General features: G+C 57.3%; 22 protein-coding genes and 1 tRNA gene. 11 read left to right on the top strand and 12 right to left on the bottom strand.

Going from position 1 to position 21792, the window contains the following annotated elements:
- Positions 1-28: 28 nt before the first annotated feature.
- The 9 genes from FOM92_RS00775 to FOM92_RS00735 all read right to left on the bottom strand — a co-directional run bounded on the left by FOM92_RS00775 (position 29) and on the right by FOM92_RS00735 (position 8843).
- Positions 29-388: a hypothetical protein gene (locus tag FOM92_RS00775; protein WP_143774885.1), complete on the bottom strand. Its 360-nt coding sequence runs from the start codon at positions 386-388 to the stop codon at positions 29-31.
- A 76-nt stretch (positions 389-464) separates the two neighbouring features.
- Positions 465-1103, bottom strand: coding sequence for a 7-carboxy-7-deazaguanine synthase (gene queE / locus FOM92_RS00770; protein ID WP_143774884.1), 639 nt, complete (start codon positions 1101-1103; stop codon positions 465-467).
- Entirely contained in the window at positions 1100-1783 is a 684-nt protein-coding gene (gene queC / locus FOM92_RS00765; protein WP_143774883.1) for a 7-cyano-7-deazaguanine synthase QueC, read from the bottom strand. The genes queE and queC overlap by 4 nt, the downstream gene beginning before the upstream one ends.
- A gap of 111 nt (positions 1784-1894) precedes the next feature.
- Positions 1895-1971, bottom strand: a tRNA-Arg gene (locus FOM92_RS00760).
- 54 nt (positions 1972-2025) lie between these two features.
- Positions 2026-2544, bottom strand: a complete 519-nt coding sequence (locus tag FOM92_RS00755) for a DUF1254 domain-containing protein (protein WP_143774882.1) — start codon at positions 2542-2544, stop codon at positions 2026-2028.
- Positions 2544-3119, bottom strand: a complete 576-nt coding sequence (locus FOM92_RS00750) for a DUF1214 domain-containing protein (RefSeq protein WP_143774881.1) — start codon at positions 3117-3119, stop codon at positions 2544-2546. The genes FOM92_RS00755 and FOM92_RS00750 overlap by 1 nt, the downstream gene beginning before the upstream one ends.
- Before the next feature lie 38 nt (positions 3120-3157).
- The gene (ppdK, locus tag FOM92_RS00745; protein WP_143774880.1) at positions 3158-5818 is read right to left on the bottom strand and encodes a pyruvate, phosphate dikinase; all 2661 of its coding nucleotides are present in this window, start codon (positions 5816-5818) and stop codon (positions 3158-3160) included.
- Positions 5819-5919: 101 nt separating this feature from the next.
- The gene (gene glyS / locus FOM92_RS00740) at positions 5920-7971 is read right to left on the bottom strand and encodes a glycine--tRNA ligase subunit beta (RefSeq protein ID WP_143774879.1); all 2052 of its coding nucleotides are present in this window, start codon (positions 7969-7971) and stop codon (positions 5920-5922) included.
- Positions 7971-8843 (bottom strand): glycine--tRNA ligase subunit alpha, encoded by an 873-nt coding sequence (locus tag FOM92_RS00735; protein ID WP_143774878.1) that lies wholly within the window; start codon positions 8841-8843, stop codon positions 7971-7973. Before FOM92_RS00735 ends, glyS begins: the two co-directional genes overlap by 1 nt.
- Before the next feature lie 156 nt (positions 8844-8999).
- On the opposite strand from FOM92_RS00735, the gene FOM92_RS00730 reads away from it, so the two are divergent.
- The 4 genes from FOM92_RS00730 (at position 9000) to FOM92_RS00715 (ending at position 11697) form a co-directional block, all read left to right on the top strand.
- Positions 9000-9218, top strand: coding sequence for a helix-turn-helix transcriptional regulator (locus FOM92_RS00730; protein WP_143774877.1), 219 nt, complete (start codon positions 9000-9002; stop codon positions 9216-9218).
- The gene (locus FOM92_RS00725; protein ID WP_170226755.1) at positions 9181-9867 is read left to right on the top strand and encodes a hypothetical protein; all 687 of its coding nucleotides are present in this window, start codon (positions 9181-9183) and stop codon (positions 9865-9867) included. Before FOM92_RS00730 ends, FOM92_RS00725 begins: the two co-directional genes overlap by 38 nt.
- A 48-nt stretch (positions 9868-9915) precedes the next feature.
- Complete coding sequence (locus FOM92_RS00720) at positions 9916-10860, top strand: TraB/GumN family protein (RefSeq protein ID WP_143774875.1); 945 nt, start codon at positions 9916-9918, stop codon at positions 10858-10860.
- 63 nt (positions 10861-10923) lie between these two features.
- Positions 10924-11697 carry a CPBP family intramembrane glutamic endopeptidase gene (locus FOM92_RS00715; protein WP_143774874.1) on the top strand — a complete coding sequence of 258 codons (774 nt, stop codon included), beginning with the start codon at positions 10924-10926 and terminating at the stop codon, positions 11695-11697.
- Here FOM92_RS00715 and FOM92_RS00710 read toward each other — a convergent pair.
- Entirely contained in the window at positions 11694-12743 is a 1050-nt protein-coding gene (locus FOM92_RS00710; protein WP_211347329.1) for a S66 peptidase family protein, read from the bottom strand. The two genes, FOM92_RS00715 and FOM92_RS00710, sit on opposite strands and share 4 nt — an antisense overlap.
- A gap of 23 nt (positions 12744-12766) precedes the next feature.
- Positions 12767-15718 carry a TonB-dependent receptor domain-containing protein gene (locus tag FOM92_RS00705; protein ID WP_143774873.1) on the bottom strand — a complete coding sequence of 984 codons (2952 nt, stop codon included), beginning with the start codon at positions 15716-15718 and terminating at the stop codon, positions 12767-12769.
- A 191-nt stretch (positions 15719-15909) separates the two neighbouring features.
- On the opposite strand from FOM92_RS00705, the gene FOM92_RS00700 reads away from it, so the two are divergent.
- The 6 genes from FOM92_RS00700 (at position 15910) to FOM92_RS00675 (ending at position 20357) form a co-directional block, all read left to right on the top strand.
- Positions 15910-16347 carry an RrF2 family transcriptional regulator gene (locus tag FOM92_RS00700; protein WP_143774872.1) on the top strand — a complete coding sequence of 146 codons (438 nt, stop codon included), beginning with the start codon at positions 15910-15912 and terminating at the stop codon, positions 16345-16347.
- A 286-nt stretch (positions 16348-16633) separates the two neighbouring features.
- A complete protein-coding gene (locus FOM92_RS00695; RefSeq protein ID WP_143774871.1) occupies positions 16634-17410 on the top strand; it encodes a sulfite exporter TauE/SafE family protein in 777 nt (258 codons plus the stop codon).
- Between the two features lie 105 nt (positions 17411-17515).
- On the top strand, positions 17516-18136 hold the full coding sequence (locus FOM92_RS00690; protein WP_143774870.1) for a 50S ribosomal protein L25/general stress protein Ctc: 621 nt from the start codon (positions 17516-17518) through the stop codon (positions 18134-18136).
- A 104-nt stretch (positions 18137-18240) separates the two neighbouring features.
- Positions 18241-18810, top strand: coding sequence for an aminoacyl-tRNA hydrolase (gene pth, locus FOM92_RS00685; protein ID WP_143774869.1), 570 nt, complete (start codon positions 18241-18243; stop codon positions 18808-18810).
- Between the two features lie 4 nt (positions 18811-18814).
- A complete protein-coding gene (locus FOM92_RS00680; protein ID WP_143774868.1) occupies positions 18815-19312 on the top strand; it encodes a P-loop NTPase family protein in 498 nt (165 codons plus the stop codon).
- 49 nt (positions 19313-19361) lie between these two features.
- Entirely contained in the window at positions 19362-20357 is a 996-nt protein-coding gene (locus tag FOM92_RS00675; RefSeq protein WP_143774867.1) for an SDR family oxidoreductase, read from the top strand.
- 6 nt (positions 20358-20363) lie between these two features.
- Here FOM92_RS00675 and FOM92_RS00670 read toward each other — a convergent pair whose 3' ends face one another.
- Positions 20364-20621 (bottom strand): hypothetical protein, encoded by a 258-nt coding sequence (locus FOM92_RS00670; protein WP_143774866.1) that lies wholly within the window; start codon positions 20619-20621, stop codon positions 20364-20366.
- 67 nt (positions 20622-20688) lie between these two features.
- On the opposite strand from FOM92_RS00670, the gene ychF reads away from it, so the two are divergent.
- Positions 20689-21789: a redox-regulated ATPase YchF gene (gene ychF / locus FOM92_RS00665; RefSeq protein ID WP_143774865.1), complete on the top strand. Its 1101-nt coding sequence runs from the start codon at positions 20689-20691 to the stop codon at positions 21787-21789.
- The last annotated feature ends 3 nt before the right edge of the window (positions 21790-21792 follow it).

Raw genomic sequence — 21792 nt, 5'->3', positions numbered from 1 at the left:
GCTTAGGCGCGGGGCGCAAGAGCGTCAATCAGGCGACGCTAGCAATCATATGGCAAATGAGCGCAAAGACGACCGGCAACGCAATTGCTGCGAACCAAAGCTTTGCACGATCCGCCTTATAACGCCCGTCGAGACTGCCATCGCCATTGTCCGTGGCTTGCAACGCTTGCCAGCGCCGCTCCAGATTGCGGCACGGTGAAATCACCGCCGCCACAAGGATCACCAGCAGGAAATAAGGAAATATGGACGTCCCGTCGCTTTCCATTCGCGGCGTCACGAGAAATATCAGCGCCAATGTATATGCGACCAGCGCAAAGGCCACATGATCGGACATCCGTTTCGAATAGCTTTTATGCACCCTAATGGTTGCGTGCTCGGCTCTTGCCATGGCAGCTCTCCCCTTTTGCTCTCCGAGGAGGAGACTGTCACCTTAAAGGCTGCAATTCAAGCAGATTTACCAACTTTTAAGGGAGGCCCAAAATCTTGTGGTTTTGCAAGGACAAACGCCATTTCGGATGGGCCATGACAAAGGCGGTGGCGGCTTCGACATGCGCCTGATTCGTCGCGCTGTCTCCGCTGTCCATCGGCTGGATCAGAAAGTTGGCGAAGTTCCAGTGCGCCATGGCGTCGGTATCGCTGCCATTTTGCGGCCAGACGAGCTTCAGTTCGTCTCCCCTGCGCTGTACGACTTCGGACCCTGCTTTCGGGCTGATGCACACCCAGTCGATCCGGGGATGCGTTTCGATCGTGCCGTTGCTTTCGATGGCGATCGTAAAACCCCGCGCATGCAGACCGTCGACCAGTGCATCATCGACCTGCAGCATCGGTTCCCCGCCGGTGAGCACGACATAACGGTCCGACTGACTTTCGCCCCAAAGCTCTGCTACCCTGGTCGCAATTTCATCGGCGGAATAGCGGCCCCCATTTTCGCCGTCCATGCCCACAAAATCGGTATCGCAGAACTGGCAGATGGCGCTTGCACGATCCTCTTCACGGCCGGTCCACAAATTGCATCCGGCAAACCGCAGGAACACAGCACGGCGTCCGGCATGCACGCCCTCACCCTGCAACGTCAGGAATATTTCCTTGACCGCGTAACTCATGCGTAAATGGTCGGATCGACCAGCCCTGCATCAGCGAAACCTTTGGCGCGCAGGCGGCAACTGTCGCACTTGCCGCAGGCTTTGTGATCCGGGGTCGGATCATAGCAGGACCAGCTCATGCCTGCATCCAGCCCGAGGCGCGCCGCTTCGGTCGCGATCTGAGCCTTGCTCATATGCAAAAGCGGCGTGTGGATCGTGAACGCATCCCCCTCCACCCCGGCCTTCGTCGCCAGATTGGCCATTGCTTCGAATGAGCGGATGAATTCCGGACGGCAATCAGGGTAACCCGAATAGTCGAGCGCATTGACGCCGATCCAGAGATCACGCGCACCGCGTGCTTCGGCCAGCCCAAGGCACAGCGACAAAAAGATGGTGTTGCGGGCAGGCACATAGGTGACCGGGATGGCGTCTTCCTCGACACCTTCCTTGGGCACATCAATATCCGCAGTCAGGGCCGAACCGCCAAAGCGGGTCAGGTCGAGCGGCAGGATGATATGTTCGATCGCATCCAGATGTCGGGCAATGTGGGTGGCCGATTCCAGTTCGACGCGGTGCCGCTGGTTATAATCGATGGTCAGCGCAACCAGGGCATAGCCCGCCTCACGCGCCAGTCCGGCCACGACCATAGAGTCGAGACCACCGGACAACAGAACAATGGCGGATTTGCGATTGGCGTTCATAATTTCCCATAGCCGTTCGTGCCGAGCGAAGTCGAGACACCGTTTTGGCGCATAAATCAGTTAGCCTCTCGACTGCGCTCGAGGCGAACGGAATTGGGCAGTGAGAGAAAATGGCGCACCCGGAGCGATTCGAACGCCCGACCCTCAGATTCGTAGTCTGATGCTCTATCCAGCTGAGCTACGGGTGCGTGGAGCGCCGCTATTAGGGAGGTCGCTGCCCATGTGCAACACCTAATTTCGCCTTACAGCACCTTGCAGGTCGATTTCCGGCGGATGGCATCAATGACCGGGAATTCTGCCGGATCGGCAAGCAATATCCGGATAAGGGCGATCCCGCGGTCATGGTCCAGCCGCACCGGTTCATAACCTGCGGGTGCCTTTTGTCCGTCTTTGACCAACGCAAGCCGGGCCGCCTTGCCCCCGGTGTCGCGGTCACTGCGGACCGCAGCGACGTCGGTGCGGGCATCAAAGATACTGACGGACCAATAGCGGTCGGGAACCGGTTCCACATCAATCAGCACCGGGCCTTTCGCCAGATTAAAGGCACAGGTGGAATAGGAAAGGTCCGGGCTTGGCCGCACGATAGGCTGGTTGTCCGCCGTCGCCATGTGCCCGAAGGCGAAACGGTTTTCCGGCCCCCGTTCCCCAACCTTTTTGATTGCCGCGTTCATCAGGACATAGGGTGTGGCCAGCAACGTCGCTTGATAGGCACCTGCGGCCACCGCAACCGCTGCCACAATCGGAAATAACCACTGCCGCATCACGCACACCCCAGTCGTTTGATGGCCGGAAGCATCGCCTTTGCCGGATTGCCGATTACTGCCGGTGAAGGATGGTAAAGCCTGAGCGTCAGATCAAAGGCCGGGACTTCGCCTGTAGGCAACCAGACGCCGCTTTGCCGGTCCGGTGCCATGGTTAAGGACCAAATCCCGTCTTCGGCCTGATCCACCGCACTTGCCGGAACAGACCAGCGGTTGGCGCTGTTTTTCACGAGCCAGCCTTCGCCTTCATAGAGCGTAATGCTCCACCAGCGGCCATCAAGCTTTCCTCCGCTGACCAGATAGGTGCAGCGCCCGTCGAGCGGCTTGCCGTCGCTGTCGACTTTGGCGGTGAAATACATGGCCTCTTTCGCTGGCAGCGCCAATAGACCGGAAAGCGCTACCTTAGCGCGCGTAAGAGCCGAAGCATCTGCGGTGCCGAAGCTCTTGCCTGTCGTCCATGGACCGTTGGATATTGTGCCATTGGCCATACCCCCACGCACCTGATGAACCGCGAACGCGGCGCCACCTATAAGCCCAAGCGTCACGCAAATGGCAAAACGATGCCAGCTTTTCATGCCTCTCCCCCCTTTTTAGGGGAGACTAAGCATGTCGCCTACTTCTTGGCAAGAGCCGCCTGTGCCGCAGCCAGCCGTGCGATGGGCACACGATAGGGCGAAGCGCTGACATAATCGAGGCCGACCTTTTCGCAGAAAGCAATGGACGCGGGATCGCCGCCATGTTCGCCGCAGATGCCGAGCTTGATATCGGGGCGCGTGGCCTTGCCCTTGGTCGCGGCAATATCGATAAGCTGCCCGACGCCTTCTACATCAAGGCTGACAAAAGGATCGCGGGCGTAAATGCCCTTATCGACATAATGCGTCAGGAAACGGGCGGCGTCGTCGCGGCTGACACCCAGCGTCGTTTGCGTCAGGTCATTGGTGCCGAAGCTGAAGAAGCTGCCGACTTCGGCGATTTCATCCGCCATCAGGGCGGCGCGCGGCAGTTCGATCATCGTACCGACCAGATATTCAATGCGCTTGCCCTGCTCTGCAAAAACCGCTTCCGCTGCCTTGTCGACAACCTCCTTCATCAATTCCAGTTCGCGCTTGGTACCCACCAGCGGGATCATGATTTCGGGAACCGGCGCAACGTCGAGCGCACAGGCCGCCTCAAAAATCGCACGGGCCTGCATTTCGTAGATTTCGGGATAGGTAACGCCCAGACGGCAACCGCGATGTCCCAGCATGGGGTTGAATTCATGCAGTTCGGCCGCGCGTTGCTTGAGCACCTCGACCCCGACACCCGCTGCCTCCGCCACCTCGGCAAATTCGCTTTCCTGATGCGGCAGGAATTCGTGCAAGGGAGGGTCGAGCAAGCGGATGGTAACGGGAAGCCCGGCCATCACCTCGAAAATGGCAGTAAAGTCCTTGCGCTGCTCGGGCAGCAACTTGTCGAGCGCGGCGCGGCGGCCTTTTTCATCCTCCGCCAGGATCATCTGGCGAACGGCCGTAATGCGGCTGGCGTCGAAGAACATATGCTCGGTCCGGCACAGGCCGATACCTTCCGCGCCGAAATCGCGTGCGGTTTGTGCATCAAGCGGCGTTTCCGCATTGGCCCGCACCTTCATGCGGCGACCGGCATCGGCCCAGACCATCAGGGTTCCGAAATCGCCAACCAGTTCCGGCTGCAGGGTGGGAACCTCGCCCGCCATTACCTCGCCCGTCGATCCGTCGAGCGTCAATATGTCACCTTCGGTCAAGGTGCGGCCCGCGATCCGAAGGACCCGCGCCGCCGCGTCAATCTGCAGGCTACCCGCGCCGGATACGCAAGGCCGCCCCATGCCGCGTGCCACAACCGCCGCATGGCTGGTCATCCCGCCGCGGGCGGTCAATATGCCTTTGGCGGCATGCATGCCATGAATGTCTTCGGGGCTGGTTTCGATGCGCACCAGGATGACGGATTCGCCCATATCGTTGAAACGCTCTGCCGTGTCGGCGTCGAACACGATCTTGCCCGATGCCGCACCGGGGGATGCAGGCAGGCCCGATGTCAGCACATCGCGCGGTGCGTTGGGATCCAATGTGGGATGCAGCAACTGGTCCAGCGCCATCGGATCAACCCGCAGCACCGCCTCGTCCGTGCTGATCAAGCCGGCCTCTGCCATGTCCACCGCAATTTTCAGCGCCGCTTTTGCGGTGCGCTTGCCCGAACGGGTTTGCAGCATCCACAATTTTTCACGCTCAACGGTGAACTCGATATCCTGCATGTCGCGATAATGGGTTTCGAGGATTTCAAAAACGCGCGCCAATTCGGCATAAACGCCGGGCATCGCCTCTTCCATCGACAGCGGCTTGGCGCCTGCGCGCTCGCGTGCCGCCTTGGTCAGATATTGCGGCGTGCGGATACCGGCAACGACATCCTCGCCCTGCGCGTTGATCAGATATTCGCCATAATAGGCATTTTCGCCCGTGGCCGGATCGCGGGTGAAGGCAACGCCGGTGGCCGATGTCTCACCCATATTTCCGAAGACCATAGCCTGCACATTGACCGCCGTGCCCCAGTCGCCGGGGATATTGTTCAGACGGCGATAGACTTTCGCCCGGTCCGATTCCCACGATCCGAACACCGCGCCGACCGCACCCCAAAGCTGGTCATGCACATCTTGGGGAAAGGGCTTGCCCCATTCGGCCTCGACCAGCTTTTTATATGTCGCAACCAGAGCCTTCAGATCGTCGGCCGATAATTCGGTGTCGAGATAATAGCCCTGATCTTCCTTCGCGACTTCCAGCGCCTCTTCAAAAGCTCCATGGTCGAGTTCAAGGACGACATCGGCATACATCTGGATAAAGCGGCGATAGCTGTCCCAGGCAAAGCGGGGATCGCCCGACGAAGTGGCAAGCCCCTCCACCGTGGCATCATTGAGGCCGAGATTCAGCACCGTATCCATCATCCCGGGCATCGACACGCGTGCACCCGAACGGACAGATACCAGCAACGGATTGGCCGGATCGCCAAAACTTTTGCCGGTCACCTGCTCAATATGCGCAATGCCGCCTGCGACTTCGGCCCGGACGCTTTCCGGAAAGGTCTGGCCATTGGCATAATAGGCGGTGCACATTTCGGTCGTAATGGTGAAACCGGGAGGAACCGGCAGACCAATGGATGCCATGCCATCAAGATTGGCACCCTTGCCCCCCAACAGGTTCTTGTTGCCGCGAACCGTTTCGTCACCGTCCGAAACACCGCCGCCGAACCGAAACACATATTGGGTCATGTCGCCTCCAAAACTCGTCTGTTGTCTTGCCCGTGCCAAAACGCCCCTCAATTGGCAAAGGCAATAAAGGGGGAAAATTGCTTCAAAAGGATAGTGGCCAACTATCCTTCTATTTTTGTGAAATCGGCCACATGGTGGACAGCGTCCCGGAAACGCGTCAGCAGCCCCAGGCGGAAAGCCCGCACTGCCGGATCGGGATCGTTGACCATAACGCCCTCAAAGAAGGCGTCGATCGGTGCACGCAAAGTTGCGAGCGCTGTCATTGCGCCTTCAAAATCCTCTGCCTCAATGGCAGCGGCAGCTTTAGGTTCGGCAGCGTCGAGGGCGGATTTGAGTGCCATTTCCACGTCACTCGCGCCGTCATGCTGAACGTCGTTCGCCTTTCCGGTCTCGGCATCACCCGATTGCTTCAGGATATTGGCCGCGCGCTTGTAACCGGCGAGAAGGTTCGCGCCTTCGTCGGTCGTCACAAAGCCTTGCAGCGCTCTGACGCGCTTGACCATCAGCACATTGTCACCACCTTGTGTGACCGATACCACAGCGTCGATCATGTCGTGACGAATACCCGCTTCTCTTTGCTGGACTTTCAGCCTGTCGATCAGGAAATTTGCAACGTCGATCCCGGCATCCGATCCTCCGGAATGCGCCGCTGCCGTTATCAAATCACGCATTGAGGCCCGGAGATTGTTGTCCAGGATCAACGACAATATCCCGATAGCCGCGCGACGAAGCGCGAAAGGATCTTTGGACCCGGTTGGCTTTTCGTCAAATTGGAAGAACCCGACCAACGTATCCAGCTTATCCGCTAAACTCACCGCCACCGTCACGGGTGCCGTCGGTACATCGTCGCCCTGCCCGACCGGCTTGTAATGGTCGCGCACAGCGTCGGCGACGGCATCGCTCTCACCTTGGGCGCGGGCATAATAACCGCCCATCAGGCCCTGCAATTCGGGAAACTCGCCAACCATGCCGGTCACAAGGTCTGCCTTGCACAGACGGGCCGCACGTTCGGCTTCGTCGGCATTGGCGCCCTTGACGATGCCTTCTTCCGCCAGCCAGCGGGCCAGTTTGGCGACGCGCTCGACCTTGTCGGCAACGGTCCCCAGTTTCTCATGGAAGGTAATCTGCGCCAGTTTTTTGGCCTGTTCGTCGAGCGGAACCTTCAGATCCTGTTCCCAGAAAAATTTCGCATCGCTCAACCGTGCGGCCAGAACCTTTTCATTCCCCGCAACGATTGCGGCGCCGCCGTCCTTTGCTACGATATTCGCGGTGCAGACGAAGGCGTTGGCCAGCTTTCCATTCCTGTCATGGCAGACGAAATATTTCTGGTTTACCCGCGCGGTCAGCTGAATGACCTCCTCTGGCACTTCCAGATAGGCAGGGTCGAACCGGCCGAGCATCGGCACCGGCCATTCGGTCAGTCCCGCATTTTCGGCGACCAGCCCTTCATCATCCACCAGCACAAGACCGGCAGCCTCAGCCGCTGCCTTTGCCCCGTCGCGGATCAGGGCGCACCGTTCGGAGAAGTGGACGATCACATGCGCCGCGCGCAAGGCTTCGACATAGGCATCCGCGTTGGCAATTTCGATTGGACCACTCGAATGGAAACGGTGCCCCATGCTGTGGCGTCCGCTTTCGATACCATCGATGGCGCAGGGCACGATATCATTGCCGAGCAGTGCGATAATCCCCTGCAGCGGGCGAACCCAGCGCAGGCTTTCGGTCGAAATCGACGCTGCACCCCAACGTTGCGACTTGGGCCACGGAAATGCGCGGATGATCGCGGGTATCGCTTCGCCCAGCACATCGGCGGTGTTGCGGCCGGGCTTTTCAACAACAGCAAAATAGACACCATCGCGCTCCACCAACTGGTCCTGAGTCAGACCGGTTTTGCGCAAGAATCCTTCCATCGCCTGTGGCGGTGCGCCGACCTTGGGGCCCTTGGTTTCTTCGGAAACAGCCTCGGTTGCAAGCGGCAGGCCTTTGGCAATCAGAGCCAGACGGCGGGGCGTTGCAAAGGTTTCGACCGATTGCGCCGCAAGGCCAGCCTTGGCGAGCGCATCGTTAAACAGGCGGGCAAGGTCTTCCTTGGCCTTGGCCTGCATCCGTGCAGGGATTTCTTCGGAAAGAAGTTCGAGAAGGAAGTCGGCCATTATTCCGCCCACCCATTTTTCTCCATCCACGCCTGGCAGCTACCTTTGGCGAGATCGCGCACGCGCCCCATATAGGATGCGCGTTCCTGCACCGAGATAACGCCGCGGGCCTGCAGCAGGTTGAACAGATGGCTGGCCTCGATCGCCTGGTCATAGGCCGCAAGCGGGATGTTCGCCGCGATGCACCGCTGGCATTCGGCCTCGGCCTTGGCAAAACCATCGAACAGCGCGGCGGTGTCGGCGACCTCGAAATTATAGGTCGAAAATTCGACCTCATTCTTGTGGAAGACATCGCCGTAGGTGACGCCATGATTGTTGAATTTCAGGTCATAGACGCTGTCGACGCCCTGGATATACATGGCAAGCCGTTCCAGACCGTAGGTCAGCTCGCCTGCAACAGGTTTGCAATCAAAGCCGCCCATCTGCTGGAAATAGGTGAACTGGGTCACCTCCATACCGTCGCACCAGACTTCCCAGCCAAGACCCCAGGCACCCAGGGTCGGGCTTTCCCAGTCGTCCTCGACAAAGCGGATATCATGCTTCAGCGGGTCAATGCCGATGGCGTCGAGCGAGCCAAGATAAAGCTCCTGCAAATTGGCAGGGCTTGGTTTCATGATGACCTGATACTGGTAATAATGCTGCAACCGGTTGGGGTTTTCGCCGTAACGCCCGTCGGTCGGACGGCGGCTGGGCTGCACATAGGCGGCGTTCCAGCTGTCGGGGCCGAGCGCACGCAAGGTCGTCGCGGGGTGGAAAGTCCCTGCCCCGACGCGCATGTCATAGGGCTGCAAAATGATGCAGCCGTGCTTACCCCAATAATCATGGAGAGTCAGGATCAGGTCCTGAAAACTTAATGGCGCCACCTCAGACATGGCCAGCCCCTTGGCCGAGATATGCCGCTAAATCAAGGTTCTGGACCAACCGACGCCATTTTGTCAGCCTCGCATAGCATTATGTAAGGTCTTGTTGACATTGCCCGCGAATCGGTTTAGTAAGGTAAACATGACACAACGACAGCTTTACCTGACATGAAAAACCAGTTGAAGATATTGCGCGCAATGCGGGACTGGAGCCAGGCCGAACTCGGCCAGCATCTGGACGTGTCGCGACAGGCAGTGAACGCGATTGAAACGGGTAAATATGATCCATCGCTTCCGTTGGCGTTCAAAATAGCCCGTTTGTTCGGGCGCCCGATTGAGGAGATTTTCGATGATGAATTTGACGGAGGCACCGATGACGGACAGTGATGACATCGCCCAATCCAACGGCCGCCGCATCATGTGGATAATCATATCGACCCTCGGCATCGTCATGGTGGGAGGTGCGATTGCAGGCTATATGGCGGAGCATAATGCGCAAGGCGGCGGCCCACTGGGGACGGCCGGAATCGTGACTTTCAGTGTGTTCGCTGCACTTATCGCGGGCCTCGGCTATGTTATTTGGACGAACAGCCGAAAGTTGAAGGCGAATAGCGAGCCCCTTACAAAACGGGAAAAGCTTAACCGGAACATCCTGCTCGGCTGCGGCATCGGTGGCGGAATTGTGGGGCTAACGATCTCTCTCAACAGCACGCTCACCGCGTCGTCCGACGCTGACGCGATTGATCTCTTCCTGAATTCCTCCATTCCGCCCCTGGCGGCACTGCTTCTCGCCTTTTTCTGGGGCGTTATCATGCCCGTCATTTCATGGGTCTGGCATAAGCGTGCTATCGACGAGCAGGAGGCCAGCGCCTATCGCGATGGCGCTTTTTATGCGGGATATGCCTATCTGATGGGTGCGCCGTCTTGGTGGTTCCTGTGGCGCGGTGGATTGGTACCCGAACCCAATGGTGTCGCAATCTTCATCCTGTTCGCCATCATCTGGGCAGCCGTCTGGTACTGGAAAAAATATCACTGAATTTCCGAATTTTAGCATAGAATAACAACGAACAAACAGGAGTTACCCATGTCCCCCAAATATAAAGCACTCTTGGTTACCGCCGCGATGGCCCTTTCGCCGGCATGCTTTGCGCAAGATGCGCCGACCGAAGCGCCGGCAGCAGTCCAGGCACTTGACCCTGTCAAGGCGGCGCCACCTGCAATCAAGGATGTCGATCCTGCACTGTGGGTGGTCAAGGACGAGGACACGACCATCTACCTGTTCGGCACCGTCCACATTTTGAAGCCCAATCTTGGCTGGTTCGACGACGGTGTGAAGCAGGCATTTGAAGGATCGGACAAGCTTGTCCTGGAAATGGTGGAACCCAGCGCAGCGGAGAGCCAGGCGCTTTTCGGCAAACTTGCCATCGACAAAAGTGGCAAGACGCTGCGTTCCAAAATGAGCGATGCGGACCGGGCTGTTTATGAAAAGGCCATGGCCAAAACAGGCCTTCCTGCCGAAGCACTTGATCCCTTTGACCCCTGGGCGGCAGCCGTCACGCTCTCCGTGATCTCGATGCAAAAGCAGGGCTTTGACCTCAACAGCGGCGTTGAAAAGCAGCTTACCGCTGCAGCAAATGCAGCAAAAAAGCCAATCGCAGGCGTTGAAACAATGGAGTTCCAGCTTGGCGTGTTCGACAACATGCCCGAAAGCGAGCAGATCCGGTTCCTTATCGAGACAGCAAAGGTCGTCGAAGGCTCGTCCAACATGATGGACAAAATGGTTGAGCTTTGGGGCGCGCCGGATCCCGATGGTCTGGGGCAGCTTATGAACGAAGGACTGACCAGCCGCGCACTTTATGATGCATTGCTGACGCGCCGTAACGCCAACTGGGCGAAATGGATCAAGGCCGAAATGGACAAACCCGGCACGACCTTCATGGCCGTTGGCGCCGGACATCTGTCGGGGCCGACAAGCGTGCAAAATCTTTTGCCGGCCTACGGACTGAGCGCGGTGAGAGTAGCTTATTAACGATTTGCCTGTCATTTGGGGAAGGTCCGCGCTGTGCGGGCCTTCATCCATTTAGGGGGAATAATGGACAACGCCGAAATATCGCTGCCGCCTGAAAGCAAACCGGCAAAGACCGGCTTCGGTGCGAAATTGGTGCAATTTCTTCGCGGGATATTACCCAGCATTGGCTGGATCGTGCTGTACTTCGTACTACAGATCCTGTGCACGGCGGTCTTGATTGCCGCAGGTGTAGGCGGAGGCAGCTTGGCAGGCGCCGCGAGTGGCGACACCAAAGGCGTTGCGGTTCTTTGGGGCCTGGTGATTTCGGCGATTATCCAGATCGGGCTTCTCACCCTCTATCTGAAAAAGGATGGCCGCTATCACCGGATCGGGCTCGACAGTTTTGGGAAAATGCCTTTTGCCCAAACCATAGGGCTGGCATTTGTACTGATACTGACGGCCATGATCGCGAATTTTCTTTACGCCACCTATGTCATTCCTGGCATTGGCATGCAGGCAGATATGGCAAAGATGCTTGCCGAAATTCCGCGCACTCCCCTCAATATCGCGCTGGGTTTCGGTGCCATCGCAATCGCCGCGCCCATCGTCGAAGAGCTGTTGTTCCGGGGATTGTTACAGAACGCCCTCGCCCGCTTCATTCCCGTCTGGCCCGCAATCCTCTTATCCTCGCTCGTTTTTGCGGCGGTGCATGGACAACCTTATGCCATCCCGGGCCTGATGTCGCTCAGCATTGCTTTCGGATATCTCTATCATCGCACAGGTTCGCTAAGGACGAACATCATCTTGCATATGCTGAACAATTCTGCCGCACTGCTGCTGACCCAGTCGATGATTTAGGCGACAGCCGGCTCCAGCATACGCAGCGTCCCTGCATCGGCGTCGATTTCCGTCATCACCCCTTGTGCCAGTGTGAACTGGTCGGTGATATGGCCAAACCAGGCACCGGTATAGACAGGGACACCGAGCGATCCCAGATGCTGGCGAAGAACATCGTTCAGGGTAAAGCCGCCATAGACACCGCTGCTGCTGCCTGTGCAACTGGTGCACTGACCAAAGACCGCACCCGCCAGGTTTTTGAGGATACCCGCAAGTCCCAACTGGGTAAGCATACGGTCGATTCTATACTCGGCCTCATCCACATCTTCGAGGAAGAGGATCGCGCCATTGAAGTCGGGCAGATAGCTGCTGCCTGACAAGGCCGATAACACAGTCAGGTTCCCGCCCAACAGACGTCCCTTCGCCTTGCCCGGGGTTATGGTCTGCGTCCGCCACCGGCGTTGCGCCAGCCTGTCTTCCCCGCCTTCCGGGTTGATAAGAGTCGGCGTCGCCGCGTCGAAAGCGATCGGGTAAAATGCGTCCCACGATGATTTGCCCCACGCGCTTCCGGCGTTCGGACCGTGCAAAGTCGTAAAGCCCGCCTTGGCAGCAATCGCCATATGTAAAGCGGTAATGTCGCTGAAACCGGTCAAAAGCTTGGGGTTCGCGCGAATGATGTCCCAATCGAGATAGGGAAGCAACCGCGCGCTGCCCCATCCACCGCGAACGGCAAAGATCGCTTTCACGTCCTTGTCGGCGAACATCGCATTGATGTCGGATGCCCGGTCCTTGTCCCTTCCCGCCAGATAGCCATAGCGGTCCAATATATGCGGAGCCCGTTTGGGGATCAGCCCCATCGCGGTAATGGCTTCCTCGACCAACTGGATCTGGAACGGCTCATCACTTGCCGAAGCCGGTTCGATCAGGCCGACCGTGTCGCCTTTCTTCAGCCGTGCCGGCTTGCGATGCGCAGGCAGGCCTCGCCCACTTGCCTGTGTTGCTAAAACAGGTGGGGCCGACAGCATTGCTGCCAGCCCCGCCATGATCTGCCGCCGTGAAGCTTCCATATTATCCTCCGGCGACCGGTTGCTTAGAACTTTGCTTCGACCGCGAGGGTGAACGAACGTCCCCGGGGATCGGCGACGCGCGGTTCCCAGCTGCTGCCAGCGCCCGTGTTACTGTCATAGGTGATGGCAAATGGGGGATCCTTATCGAACAGGTTCTTGATACCGAAGGTCAGCCGGAACTGTTCCTGAATATCAAGGCTCACCGACGTATTGTAGATGATATAGGGTTTGACGCGCGGGTTGAAATCCGGGCGCGTCACCGTGCCATTTGCAATACCGGGCAGAGCCTGGTTCTTGTAACCATCGCGGTAGATTTGCGAGATGCTGAACGTCAGGTCATCCTTGGTGTAGGTCAGGAACGCATTATGCTTCCACTTCAAGCCCAGATCGCCGGAAAAGGAAAACACACCGATCAGGCTCGGGCCGAAGGGAGCCGACGGCAGGAACTTTTCCCGCTTCTTCAGCAAATAGGTGCCGTCCAGACCGGCGGTCAGCACACCGCCCGCCAGATCCGCACCGCCACGCAGCGAGACTTCCAGACCTTCGGTCCGGCGTGAACCGATGTTGTCGGCGCGAAGATCGATCAGGGTGATTATGCCGTTGGTGCGGATGACCCGGTCCGGGAAGAAGGCAATATTGTCCAGCAACTGACGCAATGTCAGCGCACCGATCGTATCATCGACAGCGATTGACCAGAAGTCGACCGATGCGCTGAAACGGTTAGAGGGCTGGAGAACGACGCCGACACTATATTGTTCGGACGTTTCCGGTCCCAAATTCAGGTTACCACCCGTCAATGTGTCCGGCGTAATCGCGGCGCACCCGGGAAGCAGGCTGACCGTGCCGGAAGGGCATGTTGTCGGGTCAACCAGCGTGTTGCCGGGATTGGGTGACTGGGTCACGCCGTTGAAAATCTGGTTAAACGCAGGAACGCGGAAACCGGTGTTGTATGAACCACGCACCATGAACCAGTCGACGGGCCGGAATTTGGCCGAAACCTTGGGGTTAATTGTGGTGCCAAAGCCGGTATAATCGTCGAGACGGACCGCCCCTGTCACTTCCAGCATGTCGAATATGGGGAAAAGGACTTCGGCATAAGCCGCCTTCACATCCCGATTTTTCGGCGTCAGCGCGTTGATATTGTCGAACGCCACGTTGAAGATATCGGGCGTGCCCGTCACCGCCGCAGGCGAACCGTTAAAGCTGTAGGTTTCCCGGCGATAGTCCACACCCAAGGCAACCTGCACGGCCCCGCCAGGCAGATCGAACAGCGAACCCGAAATCGAAGCGTCGAGTTGCTTCACTTCATATTTACCGCCGTACAGCGTGACCCCTTTCGCGGAAATTGCCCTGAGGCCTGCAAGGGCTTCAGGCGACTGCGTAACAGAGAAAGGATTCAGGATGCCGCTGTTCAGCAGACCCACGATACCCGGACGTGTCGCGCCAGGTGCCGTCGGTGCGCGCGGATCAATGCCGCCCGACACCGCACCGGGAACACCGGATGCAGCCGCCGCTGCAGCTGACGAGAAGGTACCCCGATAATGATAGCCGTCACCCAATACGGATGAGGATTCACTGCGGGCATAGGACGCCCCGGCACGATAATCCCAATCTCCGAAAAGCGGACCTTCTGCACCAAGCGCAGCCCGCAGTGTTTTGGTATTGGTTTCATATTCGCGTGTTCCGCACGCAATACAGCGCCAGCGATAGGAGATCGGTTTGCCATAGTTCACCGCGATTTGCGGGAATACCGCAACCAGACGGTTATACACATCATTATAGGTGGCCGCCGTCGTCGGGTTCAAAGGATAATAGAGCGGTAAAGTGGTCGCGTTGCCCGAATATTGGTTGTTCGAGAAACGTTTGGCCGAATCCGCGTCCGAACCGGTAATTTCCGCATAGAATTGATGATCGCCCGCCTTGACCGTAGCACGGCCATAATAGGTGAGCGTGTTAAGCGGTTGTTGCAGCACCGCCGCGCGGCCCGTATCCCATGCGCAGGCAAAACGGGCGGACGGGATGGCCCATAGCTGTTCGTCATAGGCCATACCACCATCAACGGATCCGCATCCCGCACCGCCGGGCAGATCCAATATGTTGATACCACCCGTTGCCGGAACGGTTGCACCGGCTTCCAACAGAGTGACCCCGCTCAACAGCGAGCCGGTGGGCGCAAAGATGGCATTGGCGCCGGTCGCGAACGCAGTGGCAATGGGGGTGCCGCGGGTATCGACCGACAAACCGCGATTGGGCTGGTTACCATTTACAAAGGACCGGTCCGATCCGTTGAGCACATTGTTCACGCTCCGACTGATCGCACCCATGATGTTGAAGCCTTGCTCATCAAGGTCGCCATAACCGGCCGTTGCCGAAAGCCGGTAGATGTTGCCGCCACCCGCTTCGGTAATGTCGTTAAAGGCGTTGAGTGTGAGGCCCTGGAAATTTGTTTTGGTGATGAAGTTGATCACGCCGCCAATCGCGTCTGTACCGTAAATGGCGGACGCGCCGTCCTTCAAAACTTCGACACGCTCCAACGCGGCGATGGGAATCTGGTTTACGTCCACAGCCGAACCCGTAAGTCCGTGTGCCGCCACACGCCGTCCGTTCAGGAGAACAAGGGTCGATGCCGAACCCTGCCCGCGCAGGTTGGCAGCGGACAAACCGTTGGTTCCGCGCTGCGCACCACTGGTGACGTCTGCGTTGGATGCCAGATTGTCGGCGCCATTGCCGTTTGTCGACAGATAGGAGATCAGCTGTTCCGGACTATTGATGCCTTCGCGCGACAATTCTTCGGTATTGATAACCTGCAAAGGAAGCGAACTATCGGTCGGGTCGCGTTTGATGCGCGATCCAGTCACGATGATAGGCGCAGACTCCTCCGCCTCCGGCGCCGCCGTTGGCGGAGCTTCCTGTGCAAAGGCAGGAAATGTCAGGCAGGTTGCTGCAAGTAACGATATCGATTTTGTGAACTTCATGTTTTTCCCCCTTTTTGGAAAACAACCCGGAAGCTTTTCCTGAGTCTGGTTCGGGGGCGAGGCTATTCTGGCAACTTCGCCAATGCAACTAGGTTAATGAAATTTCGTCGCTTTCGTTGCTATCGATTGCACATTCGTGTTTGTCTACTCGTGGGGTTGAAAATTAGATAATTTCGGCGCAAAGATATATTATGCTGTCGCAGAAAACCCGCTACGCCATCCGCGCCATGCAACACCTTGCCGACCATTACGGCAAAGGACCGGTACAGCTGGCCGATATTGCGGAAGAGCAGAAGATCCCGCCGAAGTTCCTAACGGTTATATTGTCGGAACTGGCGCGCTCCGGTCTGGTCGCATCGCAAAGGGGGAAGGATGGCGGATACTGGCTGGGTGTTCCGCCGATCGACATCAGCTATGGCGACCTTATCCGTATCATGCGCGGTTCTTTGGCGCTCGTTCCCTGCGCCAGCCGCTATGCCCATGAAACCTGCCAGAACTGCGTGGAAGAAGAAAACTGCCGTACACGCGCACTGATGCTGCAGGTCCGCGACAAGACTGCCCATCTGCTCGATTCGATTTATTTAACCGACAAGGTCGAGGCGGACGCCTATTTGCTGGCAGCTGAATAAGCCAAGCTGTCCCAATAACGCACAAAGAGAACCTTTCGCCGCGAAAAGCAAAATCTTTGGCCGAATTATATTGTCAATTAATTTAGTTGAGATTATCGTTTGATGCGATGCTTTCTACTTCTTCATTAACCCTTCCGAAACAAAAAAGTCCGCAAATTGGTTGGATTTCCGGCAATTCTGGCGAAATCCGGGCAATTAGGGTTAATGCGGTAGCAAATAGAATTTGCAGTGATTATGCGGACTAATATCCGCACGCCAGAACATTCGCCAGGCAAGGGAACACCGCATGCTCGATTTTATTCTTAACCTCGACTGGGGTGCCATATGGCCCTACATAGCGGTTGGGTTCGCGGCACAGCTTGTTGACGGTGCGCTTGGAATGGCCTTCGGCGTCATTTGCAGCACCTTGCTGGTCAGCGTGATGGGTGTTGCACCTTCCCGTGCGTCCGCAGGCGTCCATTTTGTGGAAATGTTTACCACCGGTGCATCGGGTATCAGCCATATCCTGCACAAGAATGTGGATTGGAAACTGTTCAGCCGCATCGCCATACCGGGCGTCATCGGCGGTTGTACAGGCGCCTATCTGCTTGCGAATGTACATACCGAAGCCGCGCGGCCTCTGGTGATGCTGTATCTTACCGTCATCGGGTTTTACCTGCTCTACAAGGCGCTGACCTTTTCGCATGAGCATAAGGCACGTGACCCCAAGGTTACCGTGCCTCTCGGCGTCATTGGCGGCTTCCTTGATGCTTCGGGCGGCGGTGGCTGGGGTCCGGTCGTTACATCCAACCTGCTTATTCAGGGCACCGACCCGCGCAAGACGATCGGCACCGTGAACACGGCGGAATTCTGCCTGACATTTGCGATTTCAATGACCTTCATCATGACTATCGGTCTTCAGGCCTTCACCGTTGTGACGGGTGGTTTGCTGATCGGCGGTTTGCTTGCTGCGCCGCTGGGGGCTTATGTCGCCAAGCGGATCGAACCTCGCCGGCTTCTGTTCGCCGTCAGCATCGTTCTGATCGCGACCAGCATGTTCAGCCTGTACAAGGCGCTTAGCTAGGACAAAGCTTGCATTTGGAGTAAAGCCCGCATATAGGCGCGCGCTTGCCGTTCGTGGTCATCCCTGGAGGCGTGACGGCAAGTGTAACTTTATTGGAGATTTATCATGAGCGATCAGCTGACCTTGTCGGCCGAGACGCGCGAACGGGCTGGCAAGGGAGCCTCCCGCGATTTGCGTCGTCAAAACCGGATTCCGGCCGTTATTTACGGCAACAAACAAGACCCCGAACTCATCCATGTTGAGGAAAAGGCACTCGTCAAATTGTTGATGACCGGCCATTTTTCGAACAGCGTTGTCGAGATCGACCTTGGCGGTAAGAAGCAGATTACCATCCCGAAGGATGTTGCTTTCCATCCGGTTACCGATCGCCCGACCCATGTCGACTTCCTGCGCATCGTCAAGGGCGCCAAGGTTGATGTGGACGTGCCTGTTGTCTTCATCAACGAAGAAGCATCGCCAGGCTTGAAGCGTGGTGGCGTTCTGAACATCGTTCGTCATGAACTCGAACTTGTTTGCGAAAATGACAAGATTCCGGACGACATCCAGATCGACGTCACCGGCTTTGACGTCGGCGATTCGATCCACATCAGCCATGTGAAGCTTCCTGCTGGTTCGGAAAGCAAGATCACCGACCGCGACTTCACCATCGCTACAATCGTCGCGCCTTCCGGCCTGAAGAGCCAGGAAGGTGACACCACTAAGACCGACGGCGCAGCCGACGCATAAACATCGGCATCCCTGCAAAGGGATGCAGACCGGGAGAGGGGGAGCGGGCCGCGTTGGTCGTTCCGCTCCCCACCCCTCTCCCCTAATGGGGAGCATTTTTAGCCATGCAATTATGGGTAGGCCTTGGAAATCCCGGACCGACCTATGCCATGCACAGGCATAATATCGGCTTCATGGCCATTGATGCGCTTGCCGAAATTCACGACCTACCCTTACCCGCCAAGAAATTTCAGGGCTGGGTCCAGGAATTGCGGCTGGGTTCTGAAAAAATCATTCTGTTGAAACCCGCCACGTTCATGAACGAAAGCGGCCGCAGCATCCGCGCCGCCATGGACTTTTACAAGCTTGAGCCGGAACAGGTCACCATATTCTACGACGAACTGGATCTTGCGCCGTTCAAGGTGAAGGTGAAATTTGGTGGCGGCGCTGCCGGTCATAATGGCATTCGCTCGGCAATCGACCATATTGGCGCTGATTTCCGGCGGGTTCGGCTGGGCATAGGGCACCCCGGCAGCAAGGACCGGGTGACAGGCTATGTGCTCGGGAACTTTCATAAGAGCGAAATCGATGATCTTGCCGACCTTCTGGGTGCGGTAGCGGCTGAAGCCGATTGGCTCGCCAAAGGTGATGACGTTCGTTTTATGAATGATGTGGCCCTGCGGTTGCAGGATTAGGCACGTGCAACGTGTGCTCGTCATTGGCCCCTGTGGCGCGGGCAAATCCACCCTCTCAACCGCTCTGGGCGCAAAGTTGGATTTGCCCGTCTATCATATGGACCAGCTGAACTGGAAACCCGGCTGGGTTGAGAGCAGCAAAGACGAGTTACGCGAAAAGCTGGCCCAGATCGTTGGCAATGAACGCTGGCTTATCGACGGAACCTATGGGGGGACTCTCGGGGAACGGCTGCCCTATGCCGACAGCGTGATTTATCTGGACTATCCCATCACCTTGTGTGTCAAACGGCTGTTGAAAAGAATATGGACCTATCGCGGTCGCAGCCGTCCGGACATGACGGAAGGCTGCCCCGAGCGATTTGATATCGCATTTCTGTTCTATCTGATCCGTTGGAACAGCGGACCAAGGGTGCGTACCGAAGCGCGATTAAAAGGACATGAGGTAAAGGTTATCCGCCTTCATAGTCCTGCTGACCTGCAACGCTGGATGGACTCGCTTTAAGCTGCACATATAATAGGGTGTCATATCCAGATTTGAGAGGATCCCCCCGATGCCTACCGATACCAATATTGATCGCCGCACCCTGTTGGGTGGCGCCGTTGTTGCAACAGCCGCTTCGACGGTCGCGACGGCTACATATGCGCAAACCGATGCGTCCTCTCTGAAGGGGAAATCCATTTTGATTACGGGATGCTCATCCGGTTTCGGATTTGATGGCGCTCTCCACTACGCCCGAAAAGGCGCGAAGGTGATTGCATCCATGCGCAACCTGCCCCGCCCCGAAGCGGATACCCTTGCTGCCCTTGCGAAAAAGGAAAAGCTCGACATCACCATTATCGAGATTGACGTCACTTCGGATGACCAAGTCGCAACCGGCGTCGCTGAGGCGGAACGGTTGGCCGGTGGTGCGCTGGATGTGCTGATTAACAATGCCGGTGTGGGCTATGCGGGTCCGATCGAGCTTCAGGATATGGAAGCTACAAAGCTGATCTTCGATACCAATGTGTACGGCCCGCACCGGATGGCACGAGCCGTATTGCCATCCATGCGAAAAGCCAAAAAAGGCCTGATTTTCAATATTTCATCGCAATTGGGCCGCGTCATCGCACCGTCTGCGGGCCATTATTCACCCACCAAATTCGCTCTGGAGGCCATGAGCGAGGCAATGGCGTATGAACTGGTGCCCCACAGTGTGGAAATTTGCATCATCCAGCCCGGCGGCTATCCCACCAAAGTATGGGTCAACCGGAATGAACTCGCCAAGGATCTGAAAGACCGCCTGACCGCCGAACAAGCTGCCGCCTATCCTGCCCTTGTTTCGCGCATGGGCACTGAAGACGGTACGGGCCGCAATACGGATCCGATGGACGTGCCGCGCGCGATCGCAGACATAATTGCAATGCCCGCCGGAACCAGACCGTTACGCCGGGCGGTGCATCCGGGAATGAAACCGCAGGAGGCAATTAACAAAGTGTCCGCCGAAACCCAGATTGCCTGGCTGGGCAATTCGCCCTTTGGACCTTGGATAAAGGCGGTTCACGACTGATCCGGGTTAACTGCCAACGGCAAGATCAATCGCCAGAAGGGCAGCTACCAAGGCGCTGGCCAACGCGCCCCTGCGGTTCCGGATAGAGTTGCGGTTGATGGCGACAATGATCCTGTTCAAGTCATGATAATCGAATGTCTCGGACGCGTGCACCCGGTGAATTGTCTGAATGCTGGCGAGATACCAGAACCATGCGGCCAGAGCCGACGCGATTATCGTCGCAAAATCGAGAAAGATACCAAGGCCTGACCAAAGCTGTTCCATTTTGCTCCCCTTTTCGGAATTCAGGCGCTAAAGGCGCTCCTCCAGTTCAAGTCAAGAGTAGGTCATCATGGGTTTCAAATGCGGTATTGTCGGGCTCCCCAATGTGGGCAAGTCCACGTTGTTCAACGCACTGACGGAGACCGCCGCTGCGCAGGCCGCCAATTATCCCTTCTGCACGATTGAACCGAATATCGGTAACGTCGCCGTGCCGGACCCGCGCTTGCAGACCATCGCCAAAATTGGCGGCAGCCAGAAAATTATCGAAACCCAGTTGGGCTTTGTCGATATCGCCGGCCTGGTGCGCGGCGCATCCAAAGGGGAAGGATTGGGCAACCAGTTCCTTGGCAACATTCGCGAAGTCGATGCAATCGTCCATGTTCTGCGCTGTTTCGAGAATGACGATATCCAGCATGTCGACAACAAGATCGACCCGATCTCGGATGCCGAAACGGTCGAAACCGAATTGATGCTGTCCGATCTCGAATCGCTTGAAAAGCGCGTTCCCAACTTCGCGAAAAAAGCCGCTCAGGGTGATAAGGAAGCAAAGGCAGCTGCGGCTGTGCTCGGGCGTGCGCTGGATTTGCTTCGCGATGGCAAACCCGCCCGTCTGGTCGTTCCCGCCGACCCCGAAGAACAGCGCCTGTTTGACATGGCGCAGTTATTGACGGCCAAGCCTGTCCTTTATGTCTGCAATGTGGAGGAAGGAAGCGCTGCAAATGGCAACGCCTTGTCCGCCAAGGTGTTTGAAAAGGCAAAGGCAGAGGGCGCCGAAGCCGTCGTGGTCTCTGCCGCAATCGAGGCGGAAATCTCCACAATGCCAGCAGAAGACCGTGAAGTATTTCTCGAAGACCTTGGCCTTACAGAAACCGGCCTGGCGCGCGTGATCCGGTCGGGATACGCATTGCTGGACCTCATCACATTTTTCACCGTCGGCCCCAAGGAAGCGCGGGCGTGGACCGTGACAAAGGGTGCAACAGCTCCAAATGCGGCGGGTGTCATCCATAGCGATTTTGAAAAGGGCTTCATCCGCGCCGAGACCATGGCCTATGAAGACTATGTCCAGTATAATGGCGAGGCCGGTGCGAAAGAGGCTGGCAAATGGCGCTCTGAAGGCAAGGAATATCTCGTCAAGGATGGCGACATCATGCTGTTCCGGTTCAACGTCTGAATT

Origin of the sequence: Sphingorhabdus contaminans (assembly GCF_007280415.1) — a bacterium.
Taxonomy (GTDB): Bacteria; Pseudomonadota; Alphaproteobacteria; order Sphingomonadales; family Sphingomonadaceae; genus Sphingorhabdus_B; species Sphingorhabdus_B contaminans.
Note: the sequence above shows the minus strand (reverse complement) of the source record. Positions and strands in the feature narration are given on the sequence as shown.

Bases quoted from the DNA above. Each gene is read 5' to 3' on its own strand.
- FOM92_RS00775 (WP_143774885.1), bottom strand. From the start codon at position 388: ATGGCAAGAGCCGAGCACGCAACCATTAGGGTGCATAAAAGCTATTCG.
- queE (WP_143774884.1), bottom strand. From the start codon at position 1,103: ATGAGTTACGCGGTCAAGGAAATATTCCTGACGTTGCAGGGTGAGGGC.
- queC (WP_143774883.1), bottom strand. From the start codon at position 1,783: ATGAACGCCAATCGCAAATCCGCCATTGTTCTGTTGTCCGGTGGTCTC.
- FOM92_RS00755 (WP_143774882.1), bottom strand. From the start codon at position 2,544: ATGCGGCAGTGGTTATTTCCGATTGTGGCAGCGGTTGCGGTGGCCGCA.
- FOM92_RS00750 (WP_143774881.1), bottom strand. From the start codon at position 3,119: ATGAAAAGCTGGCATCGTTTTGCCATTTGCGTGACGCTTGGGCTTATA.
- ppdK (WP_143774880.1), bottom strand. From the start codon at position 5,818: ATGACCCAATATGTGTTTCGGTTCGGCGGCGGTGTTTCGGACGGTGAC.
- glyS (WP_143774879.1), bottom strand. From the start codon at position 7,971: ATGGCCGACTTCCTTCTCGAACTTCTTTCCGAAGAAATCCCTGCACGG.
- FOM92_RS00735 (WP_143774878.1), bottom strand. From the start codon at position 8,843: ATGTCTGAGGTGGCGCCATTAAGTTTTCAGGACCTGATCCTGACTCTC.
- FOM92_RS00730 (WP_143774877.1), top strand. From the start codon at position 9,000: ATGAAAAACCAGTTGAAGATATTGCGCGCAATGCGGGACTGGAGCCAG.
- FOM92_RS00725 (WP_170226755.1), top strand. From the start codon at position 9,181: ATGATGAATTTGACGGAGGCACCGATGACGGACAGTGATGACATCGCC.
- FOM92_RS00720 (WP_143774875.1), top strand. From the start codon at position 9,916: ATGTCCCCCAAATATAAAGCACTCTTGGTTACCGCCGCGATGGCCCTT.
- FOM92_RS00715 (WP_143774874.1), top strand. From the start codon at position 10,924: ATGGACAACGCCGAAATATCGCTGCCGCCTGAAAGCAAACCGGCAAAG.
- FOM92_RS00710 (WP_211347329.1), bottom strand. From the start codon at position 12,743: ATGGAAGCTTCACGGCGGCAGATCATGGCGGGGCTGGCAGCAATGCTG.
- FOM92_RS00705 (WP_143774873.1), bottom strand. From the start codon at position 15,718: ATGAAGTTCACAAAATCGATATCGTTACTTGCAGCAACCTGCCTGACA.
- FOM92_RS00700 (WP_143774872.1), top strand. From the start codon at position 15,910: ATGCTGTCGCAGAAAACCCGCTACGCCATCCGCGCCATGCAACACCTT.
- FOM92_RS00695 (WP_143774871.1), top strand. From the start codon at position 16,634: ATGCTCGATTTTATTCTTAACCTCGACTGGGGTGCCATATGGCCCTAC.
- FOM92_RS00690 (WP_143774870.1), top strand. From the start codon at position 17,516: ATGAGCGATCAGCTGACCTTGTCGGCCGAGACGCGCGAACGGGCTGGC.
- pth (WP_143774869.1), top strand. From the start codon at position 18,241: ATGCAATTATGGGTAGGCCTTGGAAATCCCGGACCGACCTATGCCATG.
- FOM92_RS00675 (WP_143774867.1), top strand. From the start codon at position 19,362: ATGCCTACCGATACCAATATTGATCGCCGCACCCTGTTGGGTGGCGCC.
- FOM92_RS00670 (WP_143774866.1), bottom strand. From the start codon at position 20,621: ATGGAACAGCTTTGGTCAGGCCTTGGTATCTTTCTCGATTTTGCGACG.
- ychF (WP_143774865.1), top strand. From the start codon at position 20,689: ATGGGTTTCAAATGCGGTATTGTCGGGCTCCCCAATGTGGGCAAGTCC.